This is a genomic window from Bradyrhizobium guangxiense (genome assembly GCF_004114915.1).
Taxonomy (GTDB): domain Bacteria; phylum Pseudomonadota; class Alphaproteobacteria; order Rhizobiales; family Xanthobacteraceae; genus Bradyrhizobium; species Bradyrhizobium guangxiense.
In genome coordinates, this window is the sequence record NZ_CP022220.1 from 200,614 (window position 1) to 223,780 (window position 23,167).

Annotated in this window: 22 protein-coding genes and 1 pseudogene; 8 read left to right on the top strand and 15 right to left on the bottom strand. The window is 57.8% G+C overall.

Going from position 1 to position 23,167, the window contains the following annotated elements:
- Window positions 1–11: 11 nt before the first annotated feature.
- The 9 genes from X268_RS35505 to X268_RS35545 form a co-directional block, all read right to left on the bottom strand.
- Window positions 12–527: a thiamine pyrophosphate-binding protein gene (locus X268_RS35505; protein WP_164933841.1), complete on the bottom strand. Its 516-nt coding sequence runs from the start codon at window positions 525–527 to the stop codon at window positions 12–14.
- A 243-nt stretch (window positions 528–770) separates the two neighbouring features.
- On the bottom strand, window positions 771–2,189 hold the full coding sequence (locus tag X268_RS35510) for an amidase (RefSeq protein WP_128929628.1): 1,419 nt from the start codon (window positions 2,187–2,189) through the stop codon (window positions 771–773).
- 71 nt (window positions 2,190–2,260) lie between these two features.
- Complete coding sequence (locus tag X268_RS35515) at window positions 2,261–3,637, bottom strand: NAD(P)/FAD-dependent oxidoreductase (RefSeq protein ID WP_128930153.1); 1,377 nt, start codon at window positions 3,635–3,637, stop codon at window positions 2,261–2,263.
- A 220-nt stretch (window positions 3,638–3,857) separates the two neighbouring features.
- Window positions 3,858–5,021, bottom strand: a complete 1,164-nt coding sequence (locus X268_RS35520) for an NAD(P)/FAD-dependent oxidoreductase (protein ID WP_128929629.1) — start codon at window positions 5,019–5,021, stop codon at window positions 3,858–3,860.
- A gap of 77 nt (window positions 5,022–5,098) precedes the next feature.
- The gene (locus X268_RS35525; RefSeq protein WP_128929630.1) at window positions 5,099–5,503 is read right to left on the bottom strand and encodes an acetyl-CoA carboxylase biotin carboxyl carrier protein; all 405 of its coding nucleotides are present in this window, start codon (window positions 5,501–5,503) and stop codon (window positions 5,099–5,101) included.
- Window positions 5,500–5,670, bottom strand: a complete 171-nt coding sequence (locus X268_RS35530) for a biotin carboxylase N-terminal domain-containing protein (protein ID WP_164933826.1) — start codon at window positions 5,668–5,670, stop codon at window positions 5,500–5,502. Before X268_RS35530 ends, X268_RS35525 begins: the two co-directional genes overlap by 4 nt.
- Window positions 5,671–5,674: 4 nt before the next feature.
- The gene (locus X268_RS35535) at window positions 5,675–6,088 is read right to left on the bottom strand and encodes an acetyl-CoA carboxylase biotin carboxyl carrier protein (protein ID WP_128929632.1); all 414 of its coding nucleotides are present in this window, start codon (window positions 6,086–6,088) and stop codon (window positions 5,675–5,677) included.
- A gap of 205 nt (window positions 6,089–6,293) precedes the next feature.
- Complete coding sequence (locus X268_RS35540; RefSeq protein WP_128929633.1) at window positions 6,294–7,799, bottom strand: argininosuccinate lyase; 1,506 nt, start codon at window positions 7,797–7,799, stop codon at window positions 6,294–6,296.
- Window positions 7,800–8,041: 242 nt separating this feature from the next.
- Complete coding sequence (locus X268_RS35545; RefSeq protein ID WP_128929634.1) at window positions 8,042–9,334, bottom strand: aspartate aminotransferase type Ic; 1,293 nt, start codon at window positions 9,332–9,334, stop codon at window positions 8,042–8,044.
- 848 nt (window positions 9,335–10,182) lie between these two features.
- On the opposite strand from X268_RS35545, the gene X268_RS35550 reads away from it, so the two are divergent.
- From X268_RS35550 to X268_RS40915, 4 genes are all read left to right on the top strand, one after another.
- A complete protein-coding gene (locus tag X268_RS35550) occupies window positions 10,183–10,509 on the top strand; it encodes a type 2 periplasmic-binding domain-containing protein (protein ID WP_128929635.1) in 327 nt (108 codons plus the stop codon).
- Between the two features lie 187 nt (window positions 10,510–10,696).
- Complete coding sequence (locus X268_RS35555) at window positions 10,697–11,011, top strand: extracellular solute-binding protein (protein WP_164933840.1); 315 nt, start codon at window positions 10,697–10,699, stop codon at window positions 11,009–11,011.
- 272 nt (window positions 11,012–11,283) lie between these two features.
- On the top strand, window positions 11,284–12,147 hold the full coding sequence (locus X268_RS35560; protein WP_128929637.1) for an asparaginase: 864 nt from the start codon (window positions 11,284–11,286) through the stop codon (window positions 12,145–12,147).
- A complete protein-coding gene (locus tag X268_RS40915; protein WP_371746378.1) occupies window positions 12,059–12,283 on the top strand; it encodes a hypothetical protein in 225 nt (74 codons plus the stop codon). Before X268_RS35560 ends, X268_RS40915 begins: the two co-directional genes overlap by 89 nt.
- 521 nt (window positions 12,284–12,804) lie before the next feature.
- Here the strand turns inward: X268_RS40915 and X268_RS35565 are convergent.
- The 5 genes from X268_RS35565 to X268_RS35585 form a co-directional block, all read right to left on the bottom strand.
- On the bottom strand, window positions 12,805–13,533 hold the full coding sequence (locus X268_RS35565; RefSeq protein WP_128929638.1) for a class I SAM-dependent methyltransferase: 729 nt from the start codon (window positions 13,531–13,533) through the stop codon (window positions 12,805–12,807).
- 797 nt (window positions 13,534–14,330) lie between these two features.
- A complete protein-coding gene (locus X268_RS35570; RefSeq protein ID WP_206733167.1) occupies window positions 14,331–15,260 on the bottom strand; it encodes an alpha/beta hydrolase in 930 nt (309 codons plus the stop codon).
- Complete coding sequence (locus X268_RS35575) at window positions 15,257–16,597, bottom strand: MFS transporter (protein WP_164933839.1); 1,341 nt, start codon at window positions 16,595–16,597, stop codon at window positions 15,257–15,259. The genes X268_RS35570 and X268_RS35575 overlap by 4 nt, the downstream gene beginning before the upstream one ends.
- Window positions 16,598–16,711: 114 nt before the next feature.
- The gene (locus X268_RS35580; protein ID WP_128929640.1) at window positions 16,712–18,334 is read right to left on the bottom strand and encodes an FAD-dependent monooxygenase; all 1,623 of its coding nucleotides are present in this window, start codon (window positions 18,332–18,334) and stop codon (window positions 16,712–16,714) included.
- A gap of 42 nt (window positions 18,335–18,376) precedes the next feature.
- Window positions 18,377–19,069 (bottom strand): GntR family transcriptional regulator, encoded by a 693-nt coding sequence (locus tag X268_RS35585; RefSeq protein ID WP_128929641.1) that lies wholly within the window; start codon window positions 19,067–19,069, stop codon window positions 18,377–18,379.
- A 93-nt stretch (window positions 19,070–19,162) separates the two neighbouring features.
- Here X268_RS35585 and X268_RS35590 point away from each other — a divergent pair, with 93 nt between their 5' ends.
- The 4 genes and pseudogenes from X268_RS35590 (at window position 19,163) to X268_RS35605 (ending at window position 21,783) form a co-directional block, all read left to right on the top strand.
- Complete coding sequence (locus X268_RS35590) at window positions 19,163–19,942, top strand: SDR family oxidoreductase (RefSeq protein WP_128929642.1); 780 nt, start codon at window positions 19,163–19,165, stop codon at window positions 19,940–19,942.
- 27 nt (window positions 19,943–19,969) lie between these two features.
- Window positions 19,970–20,914, top strand: coding sequence for a VOC family protein (locus X268_RS35595; protein ID WP_128929643.1), 945 nt, complete (start codon window positions 19,970–19,972; stop codon window positions 20,912–20,914).
- A 229-nt stretch (window positions 20,915–21,143) separates the two neighbouring features.
- Complete coding sequence (locus tag X268_RS35600) at window positions 21,144–21,389, top strand: type II toxin-antitoxin system VapB family antitoxin (RefSeq protein WP_128929644.1); 246 nt, start codon at window positions 21,144–21,146, stop codon at window positions 21,387–21,389.
- A pseudogene (locus X268_RS35605) lies at window positions 21,389–21,783 on the top strand (type II toxin-antitoxin system VapC family toxin). Before X268_RS35600 ends, X268_RS35605 begins: the two are co-directional and overlap by 1 nt.
- A gap of 423 nt (window positions 21,784–22,206) precedes the next feature.
- Here X268_RS35605 and X268_RS39735 read toward each other — a convergent pair.
- Entirely contained in the window at window positions 22,207–22,512 is a 306-nt protein-coding gene (locus tag X268_RS39735) for a hypothetical protein (protein WP_164933838.1), read from the bottom strand.
- Window positions 22,513–23,167: the final 655 nt, after the last annotated feature.

Consider the following 23,167-nt stretch of genomic DNA (forward strand, 5'->3'; position numbering starts at 1 on the left):
CGACCCGCGCCTCAATTAAAACCGTGAAATTCGTCGGCGATCAGTACGACGACTGGGCGCTGAGTTAGTTCAGACTCGGTGAAAGCGAGCGAGATGCGATCGGCGTCCGCATTACTTTCCACCATGTAGAACTTGATTCCGAAAGCGAGCAGGAAGCGTTCTGTATATTCGGCCGCGCTATCGTGATTGACGCCGTGCCGCGTGTAACCGCGGTAACCAACCAAGAAGACGACCGGAACGTTCAGATTGAGCAGCCAGCCGCGCATGGAATCTCCCGATTCCATCATGCCGGTATTCTGCACCAACACGATCGGCTTTGCTCCTCCTGCGAAAAGTCCGGCCGCTATTGAGCAGGCATGCCCTTCGCGGGCGACGCCGACCAAGCTCAGCGATTGCTCCTCCTGCATTTTCAAGAACAGCCAGTTCGTCTCGCTATCTGGCAGCCAAACAACATGCGACACGCCGTTTTGCTTCATTTGCGCAACGACCGATTCGGGACTCAGTGCCGCGGCTTGCTCGTCACTCATCATCGTCCTCTTTTCGCCGGCCGCCATGGGAGCGAGGGCCCGCGGCCCAATTTGTATCCGAGACGTTAATTTAGGATACGATTAAAGGGCCTCCGGCACATTCGTGTCAACCTGAATGTGACGAAATCGTAATTTCCGAATGGAATCCTCATTTTCAGAAAGCCACGAACAATGCCCGAAACTCGGCAAGCCCCCCAAAAGGGCTCGGTCTGCGACAAGTCATTGGGGGGATCGCGAACGGTTTCATATGTATCCGGGAGGGATTGCTACGGCGCCCCCTCGTTCGCGGTCAAACGCTTGCGCAATCCGGAAGGCCGTTGCATCACCAAAACGGCGGACGGTAATTTGCAGACCTACCGGCATAAGGGCTGCGAGCCCCATGGGTATCGATATAGCGGCCAAGTCCATTAGATTGGCTATACGGGCGAGGAGACCAAAAGGTGCGGTTTGCTCGTGCGCCCCCTCGATCTCTGGAGTCACGATCGGAGCCGAGGGCAAGAGAAACGCTGCTGCGCCTTCCAGATAACGATCGAATTCCACCTGCATTTCGCGGCGGGTTGTAAGCAGGCCGAAATAGTCCCTCGCGCTGATGCCACTGCTTTTGCGCATTCGCTGCGCTATCAAACGATCAACTCGACTGTCGAGCCCCTCGATGTATTGCGATAGCCCATTCCAGCCTTCGGTCCCCGTGATACCGGATGCGTGAGCCGCATATTCTTCGTGACTCCGAGGCATGGGACGCACATCTATGTGAGCGCCTAGTCTCTTGAGGTCGCCCAGTGCCTTATGGAAAAGGTCCATAATTCGGGGGTCGACGAATTTGAGCTGAGAGTCAGTTGGCGCTCGCAAGATCAAGCCCTCGACGCCAGCCGTTAACTCGCCAAGAGGATTTATGCGCCCAATTCCGTAGGTCGAGGGATCCTGGGGATCCCGCCCTTGCAAGGCATCGAGTACCAACGCGGCATCCCGGATGCTGCGGGCCAACGGACCCACAGTGTCAAATGTCGGCGCCAATGGAAAGACGCCGCCCCGGCCGACCAAGCCGAGCGTACTCTTGTGGCCAACAATTCCACAAAGCGATGCGGGGGTACGAATTGAGCCGCCGGTATCGGTCCCGAGCGCAACCGGCACGAGCCCCGCCGCGACCGCGACTCCCGATCCGCTGGATGATCCGCCGGGTACTCTCGCAACCGAGGTATCCCAGGGATTCACCGGCGTACCGCAGACGGGATTGCACCCCCAACCACCAAAAGCGAATTCAACGGTGTGCGTTTTCCCGATGAGAACCATTCCTCGATCGAGGAGGCGCTGAACAGCGTGGGCTGTGTTCTCCGCAGGGGTCGATGCGGTCGCAAGCGATCCGGCCCGGGTCGGTCTCCCCTTGACATCAAATAGATCTTTGACCGCGAAAGGTATCCCGTCCAGCATATGCAAAGCGTTGCCGCCCGCACGCCGTGCATCGGCGGTCTTGGCAGCTACGCGAGCCGAATCCGCGTAGATTGCGACGAAGGCATGGAGCTGCGGGTCGAACTTCGCAATCCGCGCCAGAAAACGCTCCGTGATCTCGAGCGACGTGACCTGCTTGGTGGCCAATGCGCGCGAAAGCTCCCCGATCGTAGCGAACGCGACGTCACCAAGGGGCAATGTATGGCTGTCACTCATCGGAGTTCCCAACTAGTCCAACGCTAGGCGCGTATCTCTCAAGCAATGCATCAATCGGTCGGGCGCAGACATCAAAGCAGCCCCGCGCCCACCGAGCCCAGATCAGGGATCAACGAAGGATCCGTGAACCTGTCCATTGTGAAGACAGCCGATCCGGGCAACGGCTTATCCGCAACCCATGCGGCCGTTTGCTCTCCGACAGCGCAAGCCATCATCGTGCCAAAGCCGGAAAGACCGACGCACATATAGGAGCCTTCCGGTCCCATGGGCCCGACCAGCGGCCAATTGTCGTGGGTCCGCGTATCCCAGCCGCTATAATGATGCAGACCGCGCGTCAGCCGTCCGATATAGGTCCTGAGTCCGGGGTTGAGCCTCGAAGCCCCTCGAAGCACAATTTCGGGAAAGCGGTCGTCCAGCGGAACGTCCCAGGTCGCGTTTACCTGCGCCCTCTCGTTGTAGGCCCATCCGAGCCGTAGCCAGCTGCCGCCGTCTCCTCCGTCGGGACGGCAATGAATTGCGCCGGTCATTGGTTGTGTGAGCCAGGCAGTGTCTGCACTGGCCCGAAGCAGGCTAGCTTCTTCTTCCGTCCAATTGATCATTTGATCATCGAGGTCGATCGAAAACGGCATGTCCCGAGGAATGACCTTGTGAACATCCTCGAAGGCGATTTTCTGCTGCATCACATTGAATAGGGGCAACTCGACGTCGAGCATGGCGGCAATGTCGTTCGCAAAGGGACCCGCACAGTTAATTAGCTTGACCGCTCGGAGAGTCTTAGAGGTCCCCTCGTCCTTAAAAGCGATAGTAAACCCGCCTTCTCGCTCCGCCCTAATGCCGTCGACCATGCCCTGCATGCGGTGCGCGCCGACGCTGCCCGTGTATTCCAGCATGAAGGCTCCCATCTGCTGCCCCGAAATGTCGCCGGCTTGGCGTACATGCAGGATTGTTCGCAGGTCGCGATCATAATTGGGAAACAGCGATTGGATCAGCTCGGGATTGCGAAGCAGATCGAAGCCTCGTGGCGCCAGCGTCCAGTCAGCGTCTGCGGGTCGTTGATAACTGCGGCTCGTGGTACCCTCATGGATCCGTACCTGCTCATCGAATTCCGCACCCAAGCTGAAGCGCAATCCCTCGATCAGCTCGGAGGCATCTGTCTTTCGCGACGCCAAGACATATCCGCGTCGAGTCATGTTCAGCCGATTGCCCGACTCTCGCGCGATGTCTTCCATGAGCTGGATGGAACGATCAGAGAGACGAACCATCAGTGGATGGGTCCACCAATTTCGATAATTCTCGCCAGACTGAGCGGACGTGAAGGCCATCGGAGGGCCTTGGTCGATGAGCGCGATATCAGTGATGCCGTGGTGTTTGGCCAGATAGTAGGCGACCGCGATACCAATCGTACCGGACCCGATGATAGCGACCTCGGCGCTTTTCACGCTCGCCATATTTTGCATCCCTTCTATTGTTTTTGGATACATTTTATATTGCCACACCGCAACTGATTTCGCATCGCCGATCGCGTTTTACGGAAGGGTTCCAAAGCGCCGTTTCGAGGTCACACGGTCCGTGGCGCGTGGCGCCTCAAGGAGAACGGCCTCGCGGTCACATCGGAAGGTCTTGGAAGGCAAAGCTCCCAAATCCCACAGGCAGGGGAAAGCGTTGAAACTATATGATGCCGCGCTCGGGCAGAGGGGCGTCGTCGATCAGTCGCTGCCAACCGAAACGAGTTAAATCCAGCGTTTCGTATCGTCCCTTCAGGATAAGTTCGGAAATCGCCAGACCACAGCCGGGCGCATGCATCAGGCCGTGACCTGAGAAGCCCGCCAGCATGTGGAAATTGCCCAGACCATCGGCCCCCGGCCCGATGATGACATTGCCGTCGAAGTCGTTCTGATCATAGAGACCCGGCAAAGTTGAACGGCATTTCGTCCGTTCGAACTGCGGGAAACGGTGCGCCAATGCTGGCCACACAACTGATTCGAAATAGTCGTAGTCGACCTCGAAATTATAGCCCCGCGGTTCCGCGAGCGTCGGAACACCGCCTGAATAGCCGGCGCCTTCGGGACGGAAAGCTAATCTTTCGGGGTCTTTGAGGTAAGGCAGCGGCTCGATGGGTTCTTGCGTTTCGAAGTAATGTTCGAAACGCCGCAGCGGGGGGATTGGAACATCGAACCCCAGTTGCTTGCAGATTTCCTTTGCCCACGCTCCTGCGCAATTGATGAATTGATCCGCTTCAATCTGAGCGCCGGATGCCACTCGGGCATGCGTTACAGCATGAGCGGCGCGGTCCATCCCCACCACATCGTCGGCAAGATATTTGACGCCGAGAGATTGCGATTTCTTACGAAAACCCATCAGCACACTATGCGGATCCAGCCAGCCGTCATCGGGAGAATGGACGCCGGCGCCAAGGTCCGAAACGTTCATCGAAGGGAATTTCTCTTTCAGACCGTCCGGCGTCAGCCATACGACATTGCAACCTTGATCTCGTTGAGCGTCGTAATTTTGACGCAACATCCCCGTCGCACTAAGGGGCACGATGAAGAGGTAGCCATTTTTCTTAAAGCCGATCTCGGCATCCACGCCTTCGATCGCCATCGTCTTCGGAAATGACTCAAAGAAGGGGATTGAGAAATTTGAAAGCTGGATATTCTCGGAAAGCGCGAAAAGACGTCGGACGCCACCAGACGCCCGTGGCGTCGAGGCTATCGCATAGGTCGGATCGCGCTCTATCACTATGACATCTGAAGCCGGCGCCATGAGCTTGAGAAAATAGGCAGCCGCGGAACCGATGGCTCCGCCCCCAATAATTGCGACATCATATTTCATTTTCCTACCTGCCCGAGTAGAGTAGATGGTGTGATACTATGCCAACGCCGTGCGCCGATGCCGTTCGTAGATGCCGCCTACTCCACGTCTACCGGAAGGATCTCGAACAAGGGCGCGCCGTAACTAACCGCGGCGCCTTCTTCGATAAGAATTGTGACCAACCGCCCCCGCTGCGGCGTTCTGATCGGGATTAGAATCAAATCATCCTGTAGGTAGCCGAGGATATCATCCGAGTTTAAAGACGAGCCCATCGGCACCGCCGCTGAAGCCGCCGCGGGATGCCTTGGTAAGAATCTTCCCGGCCCAACCGCGCGAACAACAATATTTGCCGTAGCCGGCGGCGCCGCTCGCACCTTCTCGTCGGTCGTCGCCGCAAGCTCAATGTTTATAAACTCGCCGCCTTCCTCATATTCCAGCCGGATCAAGCCATGGCGCCTCATGATGGCAGTCAATTGCGGAATGTAATCGCAAAGACCCGTCATGATGCCACCGCAGAAGTGGCTCTCTTCAGCCTCAGCCCAGCGGCCAACCAATTCTTCAGAAACCGGATGTCCGCGCTGCCGGCTTTGAACGCTTCAATGGCACCGCAGGCGCGCTCCATTCTAACGGCTATTTCCCCACGGTTGGCGATCAGCACCTTGTCAAACATTTGCTCACTCGAGAACGAGAAGAGTGTCACCCGCGCAAACCACCTGGCCGTCGTCGGGTAGGATTGCTCGCACCGTCCCCGCTCTGTCAGCTTCGACACGGAACAGTGTTTTCATGGACTCTACGACAGCAACGATCTGCCCCTTGGTGATTGTCTGCCCTACTTCAACCGCAGGAGAACCACCCTGGACATCCGAGCGATAAAACACTCCGTCGGTCAAAGCTCGTATCTTATGACCTTCTTGATTCGAACCGAGACTGTCAGCTTTTTGCAGTGACAGCGGCGCGCTGGTGAAAGCGGATGTCACTTCAGCGGCGGCGATCAGCAGCAGCCGAATGTCCCCTCTTTTCAGCTCAATCTTCTGCAAATTGAGCTCAGCCGCCTTCCGGCAAAAAACTTCGATCTGCTTCAGGTCCATGAAGGCCGCGGTCTCCCGAAGAACGAACTAATCGGCAACCGAAGACGGGGCTGACAGCATCAAACTGCGCCGGGCCGTTTGCGCCGATCGCGAGACAATGAGCACGACGCCCATAACAGTCAAGCACAATGTATTCTATTGCGGCCCTTTTGGATACATCATCATGTTGCGATAGATGCTGGCCGGACATATCGACCACCCAATGTTACTCAAGGATGGCATTCACGGCTTCATCAAGAGCTTTAGCGGCGCGTTCGCGAACACAACGCAGCTTTTCCTGCTGCTCCGCATCTCTGGTCTGGCTCTCGCGAGCGAGCTTTATCTGCGCGCACACATTGGCGGGCGCCGGGCTGCCGTAAGTCGAACGTCGGCCAACGAAAGCGAGTGGACTAAGGCTTTCCCGAAACAGTTGGGGGTCAAGGCTTGGTGCAGGAAAACCGAGCTGATTTGCTGCTGCATCCAAGTCGGCACTTGTCACCGTGTTTGGCATCATTCCGCAATTGAAACAGTGCGCCACGAATCCGGCGACCAATTCATGCGCTTTACGCCACCCCAACGCAGTCTCGCGCGCTATGGCCGCAGCAAGGTCCGTTGCGGTGCACCAGTTGGCACCCGCCAAATAGCTCATTCTCGCGACATCAAAGCGCACATCGCCCACAAGGCGCGACAGAGTATCCAGTCGTGCGGGAATCATTTCACCAATGGCCTTGAGCTGACTGTCCGTATTGACCCGCTCCATGGTGGTAAAACCAGTAGGTCCGCGTTCGGACATGCTTACAGCCAGGAAGGCCGATGATGCTTGCGTCGCCAAACTCTTGATGTCCTCCAGCCCATCAGGATTTTTCTTCTGCGGCATGATCGAGCTAGTACCACACAGATAATCCGGCAATTCGACATAGCCATATTCAAATGTCGACCATAACTGCAGATCATCGGCCAAGCGAGCGAGCGAATGCGTTAAACCTGCCATGAGACCGGCATATTCGATCTCCATGTCGTGGCTGATGATCGCATCGAAAGTGTTGGGCAAGGGCCCATCGAAGCCGAGGAGCTCTGACGAGCGCCGACGATCGATCGGAAAATCGCTCCCAGTCATGATGGCAGCGCCAGCAGGCGACTGATTGATGCGAGCATGAGCTTCTTGATATCGCTGCTGATGCCGGGCTGCGACCAGTTCAAACATCAGAGCCCAATGCGCCAGTGTTGTTGGCTGGGCGTGCTGGCCATGCGTGTTGCCCGCCATGACGGTCTCGATGTGTTTCGACGCCAATTCTATGAGAGAATGGCGCAGCTTCATCATGCCATCCAAGGCTGAACAGATCTGAGCCGCAAACGCCCTCCTTCGAGAAACGGCATTCAGATCTCCCGAACTGCGCCCGGTGGCGATCTGCCCACCAATTTCACTGCCATAAAGCTTTGTTAGATATCGTTCGCCCGCGTGCAGGCCCGAGTTCATCTTAGAATGAACATTTAGAACACCTTCTGCCTCCATCTGTCGCAGGCCGGCTAGAAGTTGCTGTCCGATTTTACGCTTAATTGCGCCCCCTTCGGTTAGCGCAACTAGATGGGCCTTGTCGAACGCATGAATATGCGGAGCCGTTATCGCATCGAACCGAGACTTGTAGTTGTCAAGATAATCTAGAGGAACTTGCTTCAAACGCGCTCCGGGGTTGGCGGCGCTGCGATAAGTTTGCGGAGCGTGGGTTTCCATTTAAGGATCTGCCTTAGCTTCGGGCCCGAACGAGCCGGTTTGCCGGCCACCGACACAACCAAGCAAGCCTGATGTATGCATATTAATTATACTGTATCCAGTCGCGCTGCCTGTCAATAACATGACACTGGGCGTGGCCGATAGCCTCCGGCGAAGCGGACGAAAAATCGATGGCGAGGTGGCCGCTGAGGTGACGGGTCAGAAGACAAATGGCTTGAGACGAGTTGTGCTGCGTGTTCACTTCAGTCATTGTCATTGATGCCAAGCTGCTTCTCGACTGCCGCCAGCAGAATTGAGATTGCAATTGCCTCAGCTGCAATCCGCACGTCTTCCAACGATGCAAAACTTGGCGCAATGCGGATATTGCTGTCCTTGGGATCATGCCCGTTTGGAAAAGTCGATCCTGCTGCAGTGAGAGAGATTCCCGCGTCGCCCGCCAGCCTGACAGCTCGTTGCGCTGCGCCTGCAATAGTATCGACGCTGATGAAATAACCGCCCTCAGGCCGAGTCCAGACGGCAGCACCTTTGCCTGCGAGACGTCTTTCGAACGCTTGGAGCACTGCGGAAAACTTGGGAGCAAGAATAGCGCGGTGTCTTTTCATGTGTCGTGTCACGCCCCCTGCGTCCTTGAGGAAACGCGCGTGACGAAGTTGATTAAGCTTGTCTTGACCAGCTCCACGCCGCTTGGCGCAGTCAAGAAACCAACGAACGTTCGCGGGAGAAGCTGCGAAGAAGCCGATACCGGCTGTGGCGAAGGTAATCTTTGAGGTAGACCAGAACATAAGCGGTCGATCCGCATTCCCGGCGGCCGCGCAAGCAGGCAAGATCCGTTTAGCTGGCTTGCTGTTATCGGCTAAGTGATGGACGACATACGCATCGTCCCAGAAGAGCCGAAAATCTGTGGCCGCAGCCTCCATCGCAGCCAGTCGATCAATTACTTCATCGGACCATATTTCGCCCGTCGGATTGGCATAAGTCGGCACGCACCACATGCCCTTCACACGTGGATCCCGCACATGATGCTCCACCACCTTCATGTCTGGCCCCTTGGGCGTGACAGGGACCGGAATCAGATCGATGCCATACTCGATGCACATGTTATGATGCAGTTCATAACCAGGCACGGGGCTAAGGAACGCGATTCTTCCCTGTTTCATCCAAGGGGTCGCAATTGCTGTCACACCCTTTAGAAGAGCCCACACAATTACATCATGCATGATCGCAAGGCTGGAGTTACCTCCTACCACGACTTGCTCCACTGGAACGTCTAGGATGGGAGCGAATATGCGGCGGAGTTCGACAAGTCCCTTCGGATCGCCCCCGTAATTTCGTGCATCGTCCCCAGCTTCCGTGATCCAATCATCGGGTTTCGGTAGCGAAAGCAGTTCGTTCGACAGATCGAGCTGCTCTTCTCCCGGGCGCCCGCGCGCGATGTTCAGCTTCAATTTGCGCGCGCGAATAGCATCGTATTCCGCCCTCACGTGGCGGAGCATCTGCTGAAGTTCGTCGGCGCTCATCTCGGCAAGCCGCATCATGATCCTCTCTCGCACCTGGCGAAGATGAGGCCTGTGGGACGATCCGATCCCGAGGTCTTGCATCATCGCACGTACGGCTTAGCTCTTCGCACTAATGCCATTTCGACGCCTGAGCCGATCTACTGCTCGCCTCTTGGCCATCATCGCGTGGTCTCATCCAGTTGCAGGCGAAACCCAGATCGCGCGTCACCACCAACATGGTCACGCGCTTGTTCCTCCGCATGGTCCATCCGTCGCCTCAGGCCAAAACGCAGCACTTCTGGTCGTGGCGGAGACACGGAGTTTCGGGAAGCACCCAGTTGCTCCAGCCGGCCCACAGCCGCCGCATCTTGCCGGAATTCCACCTGGAGGATTCGATCTCAGAAGCTCGGCAAAGCTGTTGATTATACACTTGACGGTGTTTGGATACGAAAATAGCGTCTGGTAGTCAAGCAGCGCTGGCGACCGCGAAGCGGAATGCCAGACTTGCGCGCCAACAGCAAGAAACCCGGAGAAGGTTGGCGATGGCAGCTCCCGTAACACGGCAACTCACAAAAATCTGCGCCTCACGGCGGCACCTTCGTCGCACTGCCCAAGCAGCTTTGGGAAGAAGCGATTTACCGCGCGACCCCTTCTCTTGCCGCGGTCTCCGCTTGGCTTCTGCTGGTCGTGCGCTCTGTGATGCTTATCGCTCACGTGACCGCAACGAGAGCCAACGCGACAGTGGTAAGGGCAATCAGGAATTCTAGGAACGCCATGAACAGAAGGACGTTTTTAAAATGGACGGCGCGCGCAACTGCCTCGTTGGCCGCGCCCACAGTCTGGAGTCCGGCGCACAGACATTATACGTTGCGGATACCGGAGGAGCGATGACTGAAGTCAATCGTGAGCTTCTCTATGGGCCATTTGAGAAAGCCACAGGAATCCAGGTCGTCCCCGTAATCCGTAGCGCTAGTCCGACCACCCAGATCAAATCGATGGTAGAGACCAAGAACTACATGTGGGACTGTGTTTTCGGGGCCGGCGCCGATGAGTCGCTGCAGTGGCAGCAGGCGGATTTGCTAGAACCGCTCAACGTGAGTGGCGAATTCGTCGATCAGATTCCCGAGGAGATGCGGCACAATCCAAGCTTTATGCCAGATATATCTCTGCCATTGCTCTGGTATGCCTTCCCTCTGCCACCAAGAAGGAGCTGACGTCTTTCGCCGACATGTGGGACTTTTCGATCCCAGGAGCTCGTTCACTTCGCAATGGCGGCCGCGACGACAGCGAAGTTGCCTTGCGGGCTGACGGGGTGCCCGGAGGCGAGGAGATCTACAAGGTTCTTGAGACTGACGACGGCTGGAAGCGCGCCTTCAACAAACTCGACAAGATCAGAAGATAGTGACTTGGTGGACGACTCCGCCACAAGGCGCTCAGCTGTTCCACAGTGGCGAGATCGATATTATGCCAACTTTTTCGAACCGGGCCTATCAATTGATCGCGCAAGGGGATGGGCTGGCGATTTGCTGGAATCAGGCATTTTACAACTCTTATGGCTGGGTCATCCCGAAAGGTAATCCCAAAGCCGAGCTGACTCGACGTCTCATCGTTTTCTCGCTGGAACCAGAGAGTCAGGCAGCTCGTTGCGCCAAGATCGGTGCCGGACCGTCTAATGTGAACGCATATCAGTTTATGAGCAAAGACGTCAGTCGATAATGTCCACCTATCCTGACAATCTGAAGCAAATGGTGCCGGTCGACAACGAATCTTGGAGCAAGAACCTTGCCGAAGGCGAGGAACGATTCAGGCAGTGGATACTCCAGTGAGCTGGCGTAACTTCGGAGCAGGCTCTTACAGGCCGGCAGTGCCGAAGGGCGTCAGAAGAGTGACCATGGTTCAGAAGGCATGGACGCAGCTACCCTGGCTTGGACCCTCCACAATCATCGGAGAAAAAGCATCCCTTTCCCCCGCAAACAGCTGAGGCGAGCATGTCACTACCATTAGTATATGTATTGACGACTGGCGGCACGATCGCGGGCAAGGGCGACTCGTCGGTTCGCCCTGCCGACTACGAGGTCGGTCTTCTTACCGGCAATGACCTCGTTCAGGCCATCCCCGAACTCGCTCAGTTAGCGGACACACGGGTCATCGAGATTGCGAACATTGGCAGTCAAGACATTTCGTTCGGTCATTGGAAAAAGTTAGCTGAGACTGCAAACGGTCTTCTCAGTTCTAAAGAAGAGAACATTGCGGGCATTGTGGTTACCCACGGAACCGATACCCTGGAGGAGACAGCCTACTTTCTGAATTTAACGATGAAATCGGACAAGCCGGTGGTCCTGGTCGGATCGCAGCGTCCCCCAACTGCAATGAGTACGGATGGACCCTACAATCTCTACAGTGCAGTTCGCGTTGCCATTCAGCCAGAGGCGGCAGGCAAGGGAACTCTGGTGGTCATGAACGAGCAGATCAACGCTGCTCGCGAGGTTGTCAAGACCAGCACCTTCCGGCTAGAGGCCTTTAAGTCGGGAGACTTTGGCCTTCTAGGCTATGTCGATACGGATAGGATTGTTTTCTATCGGGCACCTGTCCGTCGTCATGGCAACAACTCTGAATTTGATATCAAGAACATCAACGAGTTGCCGACGGTGCATATTGTTTACTCCTACGCCGATGCACCGGGAACACCGATCCGGGATGCTCTCGCTTCGGGCGCGAAAGGAGTTGTCATTGCCGGCGCGGGTGCCGGGACCCTATCCCAAAATGAGAAGGCGGCCGTCGCGGCTTATCGTAAGACAGGTGGTGAAGCCATCATCATGCGTTCCAGCCGCACTGAACGGGCGCGTCATTGAACGCGACCACTACCTAGAGCTTGGCGTCCTCAACGCAGACAATTTAAGTCCGCAAAAGGCTCGCATCCTCCTTGCGTTGGCCCTAACCAGGACCAACAAGCCGCATGAGATAAAGCGAATCTTCTCCGAGTATTGACCGACATGGACGAGTGCGCATGTCCTAGATGGCTACCTTGTCCCTCTGCGACGCGCCAGTGCGCTCATCGGATGAAGGGGACGGGTGGTGCATCATTCATGAGGGTGCTGAGACGTTCCTTGAAGCAGGCAACGTCGCACGGCACTTCTGGCGGTCATCTCAACGACCAGCATTCCCGACCACCCGCTTCATTCCAAGCCGACGGCGCAACAGCCCAATATTAGGAGGCATCCGCGCATGCTTCGCATCCCAAACGGCTTTCTCGCCATCCCAAATCCTGGGCGAGAGGCATCCCCGGCGACGGGGGTCTTTCTGTTGTGGCTTCGCGAGGTCCTGGCCGAGAGTTCTTTGGCCGCAGTCGAAAATCGCTGAAAGACCCGACCCGCCGGCTGGTCCGCCTGGTCAATATGGCGATATCTGCATAATGCGCATGGCCAAGGGCTTTGAGAAGATTACTGATTGACTCGATGCAGTCATTGACAACAAGCGCGCCGAACGACCCGAACAATTGACTTTGGGTGCTACCGTTGCGCGGAAACCAGAAGCATCATCGGTCGCTCCAACTCTTCTTCCAGCTCTGGCGTTTGTGTGATCTGCTCGGGGGACGGGGCAAACTCTTCGACGGCTAAGATCCGGAAGCCAGCACGGATCAAGGTGTTAAGCGTCGTGCCGATGGTCCGGTGATATTTGATTACGCCTTTCGCAAACCAGTCAGTCTGGCGCTCACCCTCGATCGAATAGCAATTGACTGGCCAAGTCTTGCGCCCGTCCTCGTCGGCGATCCAATGCGGATGGACCGCTGCCATAAAGATCGGATGCTCGATGGTGAATACGATATGCCCGCCGGGCGTGAGCGCTTGGTGGACCATGCGCGCGAGACGGCTGAAGTCCCTGATATAGTGAAAGGTGAGTGCACTATAAGCGAGATCGAAGGCTGCCGGCGGCAACTCCACTGTCTCCAGGTCTGCAATCCGGTATTTAATTTCTGGATCGTTGGTATCCGCCTTTGCCCGGCTGATCATGTTTTCGGAGAGGTCCAGGCCGAGCACCGAGTTTGCGCCTTGCTTGCGCATCCAGCGCGACGTCCAACCAAGGCCGCACCCCAAATCGAGGACGCGCTTGCCGAAAATCGCTGGCAAAATCGCGCGTATGGAGGGCCATTCAGGCGCACCGTCCAGACCGCGAATTTGTCTCGGAAGCTGGCTGTAACCGGCGAAGAAATCGGGATTGTCGTAGATATTCTGTGCCATGGTGTTCTCTTGTCCGGCGTAATGGGATTCGGATCATACGACAGACCGAGATTCCTTTTGTTCCCCTTTCGTCGCGTTTACGGCGCGAATTGGTTTCAACCAATTCTCACTATTTGGGGCAGTGGCGGCGGCGAGCTTCCCCTTGAACCCAGCGATGCGGGGCTCAATCTAGACCTAGGGGATGCAGCCGACACTCTGCACGCCCAAAGCGGCTGGAAGAAACGTCGGATGATGCCGGGATTATTGGGCGTCAAAAAGAACAGAGCGACTTGGAGACTCTAGACCCCATCCCGGACGCTCTATTGCCCGTCGCCAATGAGGTTTGGCAAAAGCAAAATCTGTCTCGCCTTCTCATTGCTGACTTTGTCGCCCCGGAAACGGGAGAGGTCTGCCTTACGTAAATGACGCGGTTCAAACGCTTCCAACCATTCTGCCGCCTGACATCACTCCGGAGTATTACCGTCGTCTCCAAGGGCCGCTCAACAGGAACTATCAGGACAACCGAGGCACGGCTCGTATTACTCTTCATAGCGCAAGTGTTACTCAGTAAGGCTCTAGGTAAGCCGCTTGGAAAGAGAGCTCTGGTGGGCATCACCAAAGGACCGGGTATCTCAACAGAGCGCCGTCAATTCAGATGAAGCTTGCTTTGGACTACGTGGTCATAGAGCGCTTTCGTGGAGCGGCCTGGAAGTCGCCGCCCCGTTCGCTTTCGGCTTCGCAATTCAGCGATGGCCCCCCTGACATCGCAATGCGGGACTGAGGCCGGCGTTCGGATCCGAATTGCAGTTCTCCATGGATCATTGGACTCTCGGCAGAGACTTCGCGAAATCGAGCACCCGTCCGCTTACGCTGGTATCCACCGTATTGTACGAGCTGAATTGAGAGATATGCCCATGGCCCAACAACCGGAGTAGCAGGGGGCAATGGGACGCCCGCAGCGCCAAGGTGGCGAATAGTTCTCCGGCTTGCACCTGCATCGGAACCGGATCGTATTCCGCGTAGGTGATCAAGGTCGGCACGTCCGGGGCATCTATCAGACGGGTCGTCGACATCTCCAAATATCGGGCAGTCTCCTCGCCGAAATAGGCCTGATTGCGCAGGTCGGGAGAAGGTATACCGAAAGCCGCAGCCGCGACGCGTTCGAGAGCGACGTTGTAAGACCCGGACTGCAGAACCACGCCGGCCGCTCGGAGAGGTCGCCCCTTGTGGAAGGTGGAGACGAAGGAAGCGAGAGCGACGTGCGCGGCTCCCGCCGATTCTCCGAGCAGACATATTCGTCTCGGATCTCCTCCATGATCTTGCGCATTCTCCTGGGCCCACCTCAAGGCAGCAATCACGTCGCGTGCCCCAGACGGCCACTTGCATTCCGGGGCAAGGCCATAGTTCGCGATGAAGGCCGTGACCCCGTTGCGGGCAAAGAAGTAACCCACATTGCTCCTATCGGACTTGTCGCCGCGACTGTAGCCGCCACCGTGGAAGAACAGCACCACAGGCACCGAACCCGATGTCGCAACCGGCCGATAGACGTCCAACGACTGCCTGGTCCCGTTTCCGTAGCGGATGTTGGGAATGACGTCGACTCCGTCGGTCGGCTGGTGAGCCAGGATGTCTGCGTAGATCCGCGCGGTTCCGGGCGGATCTATCACCGGCCCCAAGGCTCTTATTCTTTCTGCTATCTCGTTCGGCGGCGAAGACATCCAGCGATTGTTTTCGAATGGAGCGGTCATGCCTCCCCCTTTGCCCTTTCATCCAAAGTCCAGCCTCCGAACCTCTGCCGGCAGGCGTACGTCAGCACGCCAGCTATCAGGACGCCGAATACGAGAGGCAACGCGGCGGTTTCGAAGAAAGCGGTACCGGAGAGTTGCTTGGACATCAGGAAGCCTCCGAACAGAGGGCCTCCGATCGCTCCGAGGCGGCCGATCGCCATTCCCCACCCGACGCAGTTCGACCGGATGGTGGTTGGATATAACATTCCGAAAGCCGAGTTGATCGCGGATTGGGTACCGGCAACGCATATGCCGGTCACAAGAACCAACCACGGCAGGACTCCGCGATCGACGAACGGCTGGCCGATGAGCGCCATCGAGGGGATCGCGACGATGTAGAAAGCGACGATGACGAGAAAACCATAGCGATTGAACCCCACCGTAAGCATGAAGCTTCCGATCAATCCTCCGAGACCGAACAGGGTCGCCGTGAGCGCGGCGGCTTCGGGTGAAAGTCCAATGTCACGCAAGACCGTCGGAGCCCAGCTCGCCATCAGAAGGGTCGTGAACAAATTGACCACCGCGAGTAGCCAGAGGAGCGGTGTGATGATGTGCATGCCGTTTCGAAGCGGCACGAGCGGGGACAAGGCTCCCCTCGAGCCCGTGGACTTCAAGGCGAAAACCGCGTCGTCCGGAAGGTGGCCCCTCGGGTCGAGAGCCCTGGCGATCCTGAGAAGCTCCGCTCGCTTCGATGGAACGAGCGACAGGTACTTGATGGACTCGGGCAGTACGAAAACGAGCACCGTCGCCAGCACCACCGGAGCGGCGCCTCCTATATGGAAAAGTACTTCCCAGCCGTAGCGGGAGACCAGATACGCGGCGACGAGGCCGGGTACTATGCCTCCGATCTGCACGCCGAGCTGTACGACTATGAGGAAGGCACCGCGGACGCGGCGTGGAATGAACTCCGATACGAGCGCGGTCGCGTTAGGGATGATCCCGGCAAGGCCGACTCCCGCGACGAAACGAAGAGCGCAGAACTGCGCGACGGAAGCGGCCAGCACGGTCGAGCACGTGGCTAGGCCGAAAAGCAATGTCGACAGAACGATCAGAGGCTTCCTGCCAAAACGGTCGCCGAGATAGCCGGCTATCGGAGTGCCGATCAGCATTCCGACCAGGCTGGAGCTCAGGATGACGCCCATCGCGCTCCGATCGAAGTTCAATATCTTGATGATCTCGGGGGCGGCATAGCCCATTACGACAAGATCGAAACCATCTGCGATCGTGACCAGCAGTGGCCAAAGCACGACATTGAGGTGGAAGGCGCCGATCGATCGGCCTTCCACGAATTCGTCCAAGTCGATCCTGCGGCCGTCCGGTCGGCTATCGACCGGAGCGGACCCATCGAACGGAACGACGACTTGTCCTCCGATTCCCATATTCCCTCCCGCTTTTTCGTTCGTTTTGGTTCGTCAAGCTCCGCGCACCCGGTCGATCACAGCCGTCGGATCCTCCGGTGGAGCGTTTCCGTGCCATGCGATGTGCTGGTCGGGCCTGACCAGAACGAGTTTGGATTGGTAGGGCTGGCCAGGAGCGGGACAACGGACCACCGACAGCGGGAGCCTCCGCAGCTTCGCGGCCTCGAGCAACGCCTCGAGAGGTTCTCCGCTTTCGAAATCGACAAGGGTGTAGTCTCGACCCAACAGATCGTAGAAGCCGCGTCCGGGCGACGGCCAGAAGTGGGGCGAACGCGCTCCCGGAAAGTCGGCGGGCTTGTAGTTGCTCCATGTGTCCGGAGGCGCGGCAGTGCCATTGGCACAAACGATGGGGGAGGATTCGTACCGCTCGCCCAACTGCAGTCCGGACGTGTCGTATTCGTCGAGATCGTCTACGACCACGAAATCCCCGAACGTCTTCCGGGCACGCGCACCGGCCTCGCCTTCATCCTCGATGGTCGGCGGGATCAGCCACTTGCCTTTCCGTTTCGAGCAGTGGATGCCGATCTTCGAGTTCCTCAAACCGATGGATCTCCGCTCGGCCTCGTACGAATCCAGGAGGTTGGGACCGGCCCACCCCGAGTATGCTGCCGCAAGCTTCCAAGTCAGGTTCAGGACATCTCCGATGCCCGTGTTCATGCCGAAGCCACCTAGAGGTGTGTAGAGGTGCGCCGCGTCGCCAACGAGGAAAGCGGGACCTGCCCGGTATGCCGCGGCAACCAAAGACAAACCGCCGGTCCACGGCCCCTCCGCGAGGATTTCGTACGGAAGGTCTTTGCCGAATATCGACCGCATCACCTCGTCGCTGCGGACCTGCTCCCAGCCGAGGCCTTCCGGAACCTGATAATGAATGATCCAGCGCTCGCGGCCGTCCTGGGCAAAAACGAACGCGCGGAGGTCGTGATTTATGATCCAGGTGATGGTCGCCGGCGCACGCCTGCTCTCCTCCAGCAGAGTCGGGGCCCGAACGAAATACGTGATCATGGTGCCGGAGACGAACGCATTGTCGATGCGCCCGTCGTCGCCCGCCATGGAAATGTTGAAGTGACGACGAACCGGACTCCGAGCCCCATCGGCACCGATGACGTACCGAGACCGGATTCGTTTGCGCACTCCCGTGCGCACGTCTTCGACCGTTGCGATCGGAGCGCCGTCCTCCCCACCGAGCGCGACCAGGCGTGTACCGAAGCGCACGTCGACCGACTCCGAGGCCTCGGCATGTCGGCGCAGCAGCGGCTCCAGAAAGAGCTGGGAGATGGACAGGCCGGACTCCGGTCCGAGCTGCCCTTCACTAAGGCGCGTCTTCAGCAGATCGATGTTACCGAATTCGTGGCCGCAGAAGCGCGTGACGAAGGCTACGCGCGGATGCATTTTGGCAAGCGGCGCCGCCGCGCGAACTTCCTCCGCCAGTCCGAGACGACGGAAATGCTCCATAGTGCGTGCATTCACGAAATTGCAGCGGGGCTGGGTCGCCGTCTCGAGGTTTTCCGTAATCAGAATGCAAGGTACCCCCCTCTGCGCGAGATCGATCGCGGATGTCAGCCCGACGGGTCCTCCGCCTACGATAAGAACGAACGTTTCCTCGAAATCGCCTGTCATTTCCTCTCTCTTCGGCTTCTTGTTTGTTTTTAGGAACGCTGCCTAGCAAGGCGTTCGCGTCACGACACCGGGCTGGGCTTTTCCCTGCAACAGCAGTTGCTGCCGGCAGAGTTCGGCGGTCTCGCTGAAGTGTCGTGTCAGCAGGACGACCGCCTCGTCCGGACGGTGCGCGAGCACCGCGTCGGCGATCATCTTGTGGTCGGCGGTGCGGGCTCCGCCGACGTGTGCGGCGCGAGACATGAACCGATACCTGTCGGCGCTGTCGAACAACTGATCGCAATACGCCAGAATGCGCGGCGCGCGGCACGCGGAGAGAAGCGTGGCGTGGAAGACACGATGCGCGCGCTCCCATTCCGGGTCAACGGAAGCCGGCGTAAACGGAATGCGGGACAGCCGGTGCCATGAGAGCAGGACCTGCTCCTCCCACTCGGCCCCACCGTACTCGAACGATTTTCTGAGAGCGAACTCGTTGAGCACGATCCTGGTCTGCAAGAGGTCGTCCAAATCCTCGATGCTCAACGGCGCGACGGAAAAGCCGCGCTGGTCGGAATGCATGATGAGGCCGTCTTTGGCCGCCCGGGTCAGAGCCTCGCGCATCGGAGCTGCGCTGACCCCATAACGTTCGCACAGCGAGCGGATCTTCAGCTTTTGGCCGAAGGAAAACATCCCTCCGATCACGTCCATACGGAGCTTCTGGTAGGCGGCCGTTGCGAGCGTCTCTGATGCGTCCGACAAACTACCCCTCCTGAAATAGAAATTTCTTGCCTTGACGTATGATAATCTTTATTTAAGTCGGGCAAGTCAAATAATATATTGTTTGGAGCCGAAATGGACCTCGGTTTGGCGGCTAAACGGGCCCTCGTATGCGCGTCCTCTAAGGGGTTGGGTTTTGCATGCGCGACTTCGCTCGCCCGCGAGGGCTGCGAAATCACACTGAACGGCCGGGATGAGGAGCGCCTTCGCCTGGCCGCAAAGTCCATCGAGGCCCTCGCGGGTAAGCCAGTGGCGTTCGTCCAGGCGGACATCGCGGAAGAATCGGGTCGCCAAACGGTTATCGAGGCCTGTCCCGAACCCGACATCCTCATCAACAACAATCACGGGCCGGCGCCCGGAAATTTCCTCGAGTTCGGCCGCACGGAGTGGTTGGAGGCGATCGAGCAGAACATGCTCGCGCCCCTTCACTTCGTAAAAACCTTTCTTCCTGGAATGCGGGACCGGAAGTTCGGGCGGATCATCAATATCACGTCTGCCATGGTGAAGGCGCCGCATCCCAAGATGGAACTCTCGTCAGGCGCGCGCGCCGGGCTCACGGCGGCCTGCAAGTCGCTTGCCCGGCAATACGCCGCCTACAACGTCACCATCAACAACATGCTGCCCGAGCGCATCGATACCGATCGTCAGCGCTTCATGGCGGAAAGGATGATGTCGGAGCTGGGAATATCGCTTGAAGAGGCACGCACCAGGATCGCCGACTCGCTTCCGGCGAAGCGATTCGGAAAGCCAGAAGAATTCGGGGATGCCTGTGCCTACCTCTGCAGCGTACAGGCGGGCTTCATCACCGGCCAGAATCTTCAACTGGACGGCGGCTCCTACCCCGGCCTGATTTGAACGAAAACCAATACAAGGGAGGACTTGATGGCGATACCGCGACCCGTATTTCGTCCACCGTTCAACATGCCCCGAGCAAGCCATGTCGTGCTCGCGGTGAAAGACCTGAAAGAGAGCAAGCGCTTCTACGTCGACGCGCTCGGATTCGTAGTCAGCAGCGAAGACGAAAACCGCCTCTACCTCCGAGGACTCGAAGAAGGTTGCCATCATTCCCTCGTTCTGGAACAGGGCGGCAAGCCGAGCGCGCAACACATTGGCTTTCGCGTTCTGACCGAAGAGGATTTGGATGCTGCAGAAGCTTTCTTCCGGGATCTAGGTCATCGTCCGACCTGGGTCGAGGTACCTCATCAGGCTCGTACGCTGCGTGTTTCCGACGCCGCGGGTGTTCCTCTCGATATTTGCGCCTCCATGGAAACGAGGCCTCGTCTGATCTTGCAATCCAGCCGTTTTAGCGGCGCCTGTCCGCAGCGGCTCGACCATTTTCAGATTTTGACACCACACGTGGACCGGGCGCTCGAATTCTACACTCGTCTCGGATTCAGACTGTCGGAGTACATTACGCAGGACGGATCGGAAGAACCGAGCTTCGTTTTCCTGCAGAGAAAGGGCAATCCGCACGACATAGTGTTCGCCCCAGGTCCGGGCCCAGGACCTCTCCTTCATCACGCCGCCTTCACCATCCCGGAGACCTACCATCTCATGTTCATCTGCGATCTGCTCGCCGAGATGGGCTTCGGTAGGTCGGTGGAGTACGGCCCGGCGCGCCATTTCGCTCCCGGATATGCCCGCTTCGTTTATCTCCGCGACCCGGACGGACACCGCATCGAACTGTTCAACACTCACTACCAGACGATCGACATCGAGGACGAACCGCTCAAATGGGAGATGGCGAAGGTATTGGCCGGTGGATGGGCCCCCCCTCCTCCCCAATCGTGGATGACCGAGGCAGCTCCGTTCGGCGCGGCAGAATAGTCCGGCCAAACTGGCTGCGGCAGAGGGCCACCGGCTATTCCGAATAGTACCTCTAGAAGAGGCGCACCCGGGTGGAATTCAGGACTGAAAAGCTAGAGCGACGCGAGGTTAACCATCAGCGCGCCGACTGCCTGCGTCGGGAGCTCGGTGATCAACTTGGAGCCCTAGCCTTCAAAGGGTGTATCCGACGTGCTATATAATGATACACGGCAACGGCTAGAGGATCCGGATGGCTTTCCATATTAAGAATCCTGATACTGACGCGCTGGCCCGCAGGATCGCGGCGCTCAAGAAGATCGGCCTCACCGAGGCCGTGCATACGGCGCTCACCCATGAGCTGGAGCGTGAGCAGGGTAAGCCTACCTTGGTCGACTTGGGCGTACAGTTCTGTCGCGATCTCCGGGCCAGGGGCAATCCGCAAAAAAGTAGGCCGGCAGACAAGGTGTTTCGCGACGGCCTTTACGAAGTTGACTGATGTTTATCGATGCCTCGGCGTTGACCGCGATGTCGATCGATGAAGACGAAGCGCGGGAGCTGTTGACGCGCCTTCAACAAGCGGCCGCGCGTTGACACTCGCCGCTGGCAGTGTGGGAGGCGGTGATCGCCGTAGCCCGAATACTTGGTCTTCCAATCTCGGACGCTAGCGAAGCAGTCGAGAGCTATCTGGCGCTAATGGAAATCAAGATGGTGCAAGTGCCGCCCGAAACGGCCCGGATCGCGCTCGACGCCTTTGACCGTTAAGGCAAGGGCCGACACCCAGCACGGCTGAATTTCGGGACTGTTTTGCTTATGCATGCGCCTGCCATTTAGGAGAGCCTTTGATGTTCAAAGGCACCGATTTTCCGCAGACTAATATTGAAGCTGCATGATGCCGTCCGCGCAGGAGTGCTCACGGCAAGTGTAGGCCAGGACGAGAGCTACAAATCCCGGTCAACGACCGGCCAGTGACTGGAAAGGGCAGGTGGCTTTCCGAAGAACGCGGGCAGTCTCATCTTCTTCCCGAAGAGTGGTGCATTGACTTCCAGAGCGGACGCGCCACCCTAGACTCCGTCGAGACAGAACTGTTGCAGCTCTCCCGAGTTTCCAACTCGTTCACCTCCGCGGTGGCTCATAAATATGCGCAAAACGCCTGTCGGAATACACATTCGACGCAACCATGGATGCCATCATGGAGCTCGACATGCTCACGACGGCGTTTGTCGTAGCCTATGTGCGTCTGCATCAGGGCGGAAACGGCAGCGGATTCGATCGCCATAACCTTCCTTAAACGTTTCACAAAGTTCATGATGAAATCATCGAGATGCGCAACAAGATTCGCGCATAAAGACAGCCACCTTCACGAACTCATGGGGCTCGATTTTTATGGCGAACGCTTCTTTCTTAAATGCGGCGGAGAGGATGAAGGAGGCTGCATCCGACAAGTCCGCATTGCACGATGACGTCGACCGAGGAGAGCAAAGTGAGGAATTCAAGCGCATCACCGGCGCAGCTAGTGAACGATCGGAACGACCATGCTCGGCGCTGCCGCCGAGCATCTGAGGACCGAGGTCAAATTGACCGGCATTTAGGGCAACCGGGTGCAACGCTGCCATGTCCAAGCGGCACGCCGCCTATTCGCTGGATAGTTTCGATTGTCGCACGGTCGAACGACGCCTCCTATGTCGCGACGCCGGCGGTTGTAACCGCGACACGGATTTATCACGGTAAGCGCCTTGAAGGATCAGCTCGGTTTCCCGCGGGCACCCGTGTTGGAGCGCCGATGGCGTGGCGGCCTTCCCCGATCCCGTGTTCCTGCCGACTCCGCGCTCATTTGCGGAGCACACCTACCGACATGCCAACAGGCGGCCATTTCGCAGCGATGGGAGAGCCAAAGCTGATGCTGGCCGACTTGCGAGCTATCAACGGCAGAGTCTTGGGAGAGCGCTGCTAAAGTCGGAACTCTCGCTTTCCGAAGCGCGGCGCATCACGCTTGCGGCCCAGGGCTTCAATATCCCTCGTCGCGGCGGAGCCACCAGAGCGGCGCGGCTACAACGAGCGATCAAGCGGCTCTGCCTGCTTCAAGGGGCCCATTGGTTCAGCGTTGTTTGCTCGTCCACCTGCGGCAGAGACATCGTCGATGTCCTATCTCTTGCGACGCCGCCTTCGACAATTCGCGGACAGCTATAAGCATGACCTCACTGGAAGCCCACCGAAGGCATGCCATTCACCACCAGAGGGCCAACATCGACCTTGGTTGACATGAGAACGATCTCG

Coding starts and splice junctions, on each gene's coding strand:
- X268_RS35505 (WP_164933841.1), bottom strand. CDS start 527: ATGAGTGACGAGCAAGCCGCGGCACTGAGTCCCGAATCGGTCGTTGCG.
- X268_RS35510 (WP_128929628.1), bottom strand. CDS start 2,189: ATGAGTGACAGCCATACATTGCCCCTTGGTGACGTCGCGTTCGCTACG.
- X268_RS35515 (WP_128930153.1), bottom strand. CDS start 3,637: ATGGCGAGCGTGAAAAGCGCCGAGGTCGCTATCATCGGGTCCGGTACG.
- X268_RS35520 (WP_128929629.1), bottom strand. CDS start 5,021: ATGAAATATGATGTCGCAATTATTGGGGGCGGAGCCATCGGTTCCGCG.
- X268_RS35525 (WP_128929630.1), bottom strand. CDS start 5,503: ATGACGGGTCTTTGCGATTACATTCCGCAATTGACTGCCATCATGAGG.
- X268_RS35530 (WP_164933826.1), bottom strand. CDS start 5,670: ATGTTTGACAAGGTGCTGATCGCCAACCGTGGGGAAATAGCCGTTAGA.
- X268_RS35535 (WP_128929632.1), bottom strand. CDS start 6,088: ATGGACCTGAAGCAGATCGAAGTTTTTTGCCGGAAGGCGGCTGAGCTC.
- X268_RS35540 (WP_128929633.1), bottom strand. CDS start 7,799: ATGGAAACCCACGCTCCGCAAACTTATCGCAGCGCCGCCAACCCCGGA.
- X268_RS35545 (WP_128929634.1), bottom strand. CDS start 9,334: ATGATGCGGCTTGCCGAGATGAGCGCCGACGAACTTCAGCAGATGCTC.
- X268_RS35550 (WP_128929635.1), top strand. CDS start 10,183: ATGACTGAAGTCAATCGTGAGCTTCTCTATGGGCCATTTGAGAAAGCC.
- X268_RS35560 (WP_128929637.1), top strand. CDS start 11,284: ATGTCACTACCATTAGTATATGTATTGACGACTGGCGGCACGATCGCG.
- X268_RS40915 (WP_371746378.1), top strand. CDS start 12,059: ATGAGAAGGCGGCCGTCGCGGCTTATCGTAAGACAGGTGGTGAAGCCA.
- X268_RS35565 (WP_128929638.1), bottom strand. CDS start 13,533: ATGGCACAGAATATCTACGACAATCCCGATTTCTTCGCCGGTTACAGC.
- X268_RS35570 (WP_206733167.1), bottom strand. CDS start 15,260: ATGACCGCTCCATTCGAAAACAATCGCTGGATGTCTTCGCCGCCGAAC.
- X268_RS35580 (WP_128929640.1), bottom strand. CDS start 18,334: ATGACAGGCGATTTCGAGGAAACGTTCGTTCTTATCGTAGGCGGAGGA.
- X268_RS35590 (WP_128929642.1), top strand. CDS start 19,163: ATGGACCTCGGTTTGGCGGCTAAACGGGCCCTCGTATGCGCGTCCTCT.
- X268_RS35595 (WP_128929643.1), top strand. CDS start 19,970: ATGGCGATACCGCGACCCGTATTTCGTCCACCGTTCAACATGCCCCGA.
- X268_RS35600 (WP_128929644.1), top strand. CDS start 21,144: ATGGCTTTCCATATTAAGAATCCTGATACTGACGCGCTGGCCCGCAGG.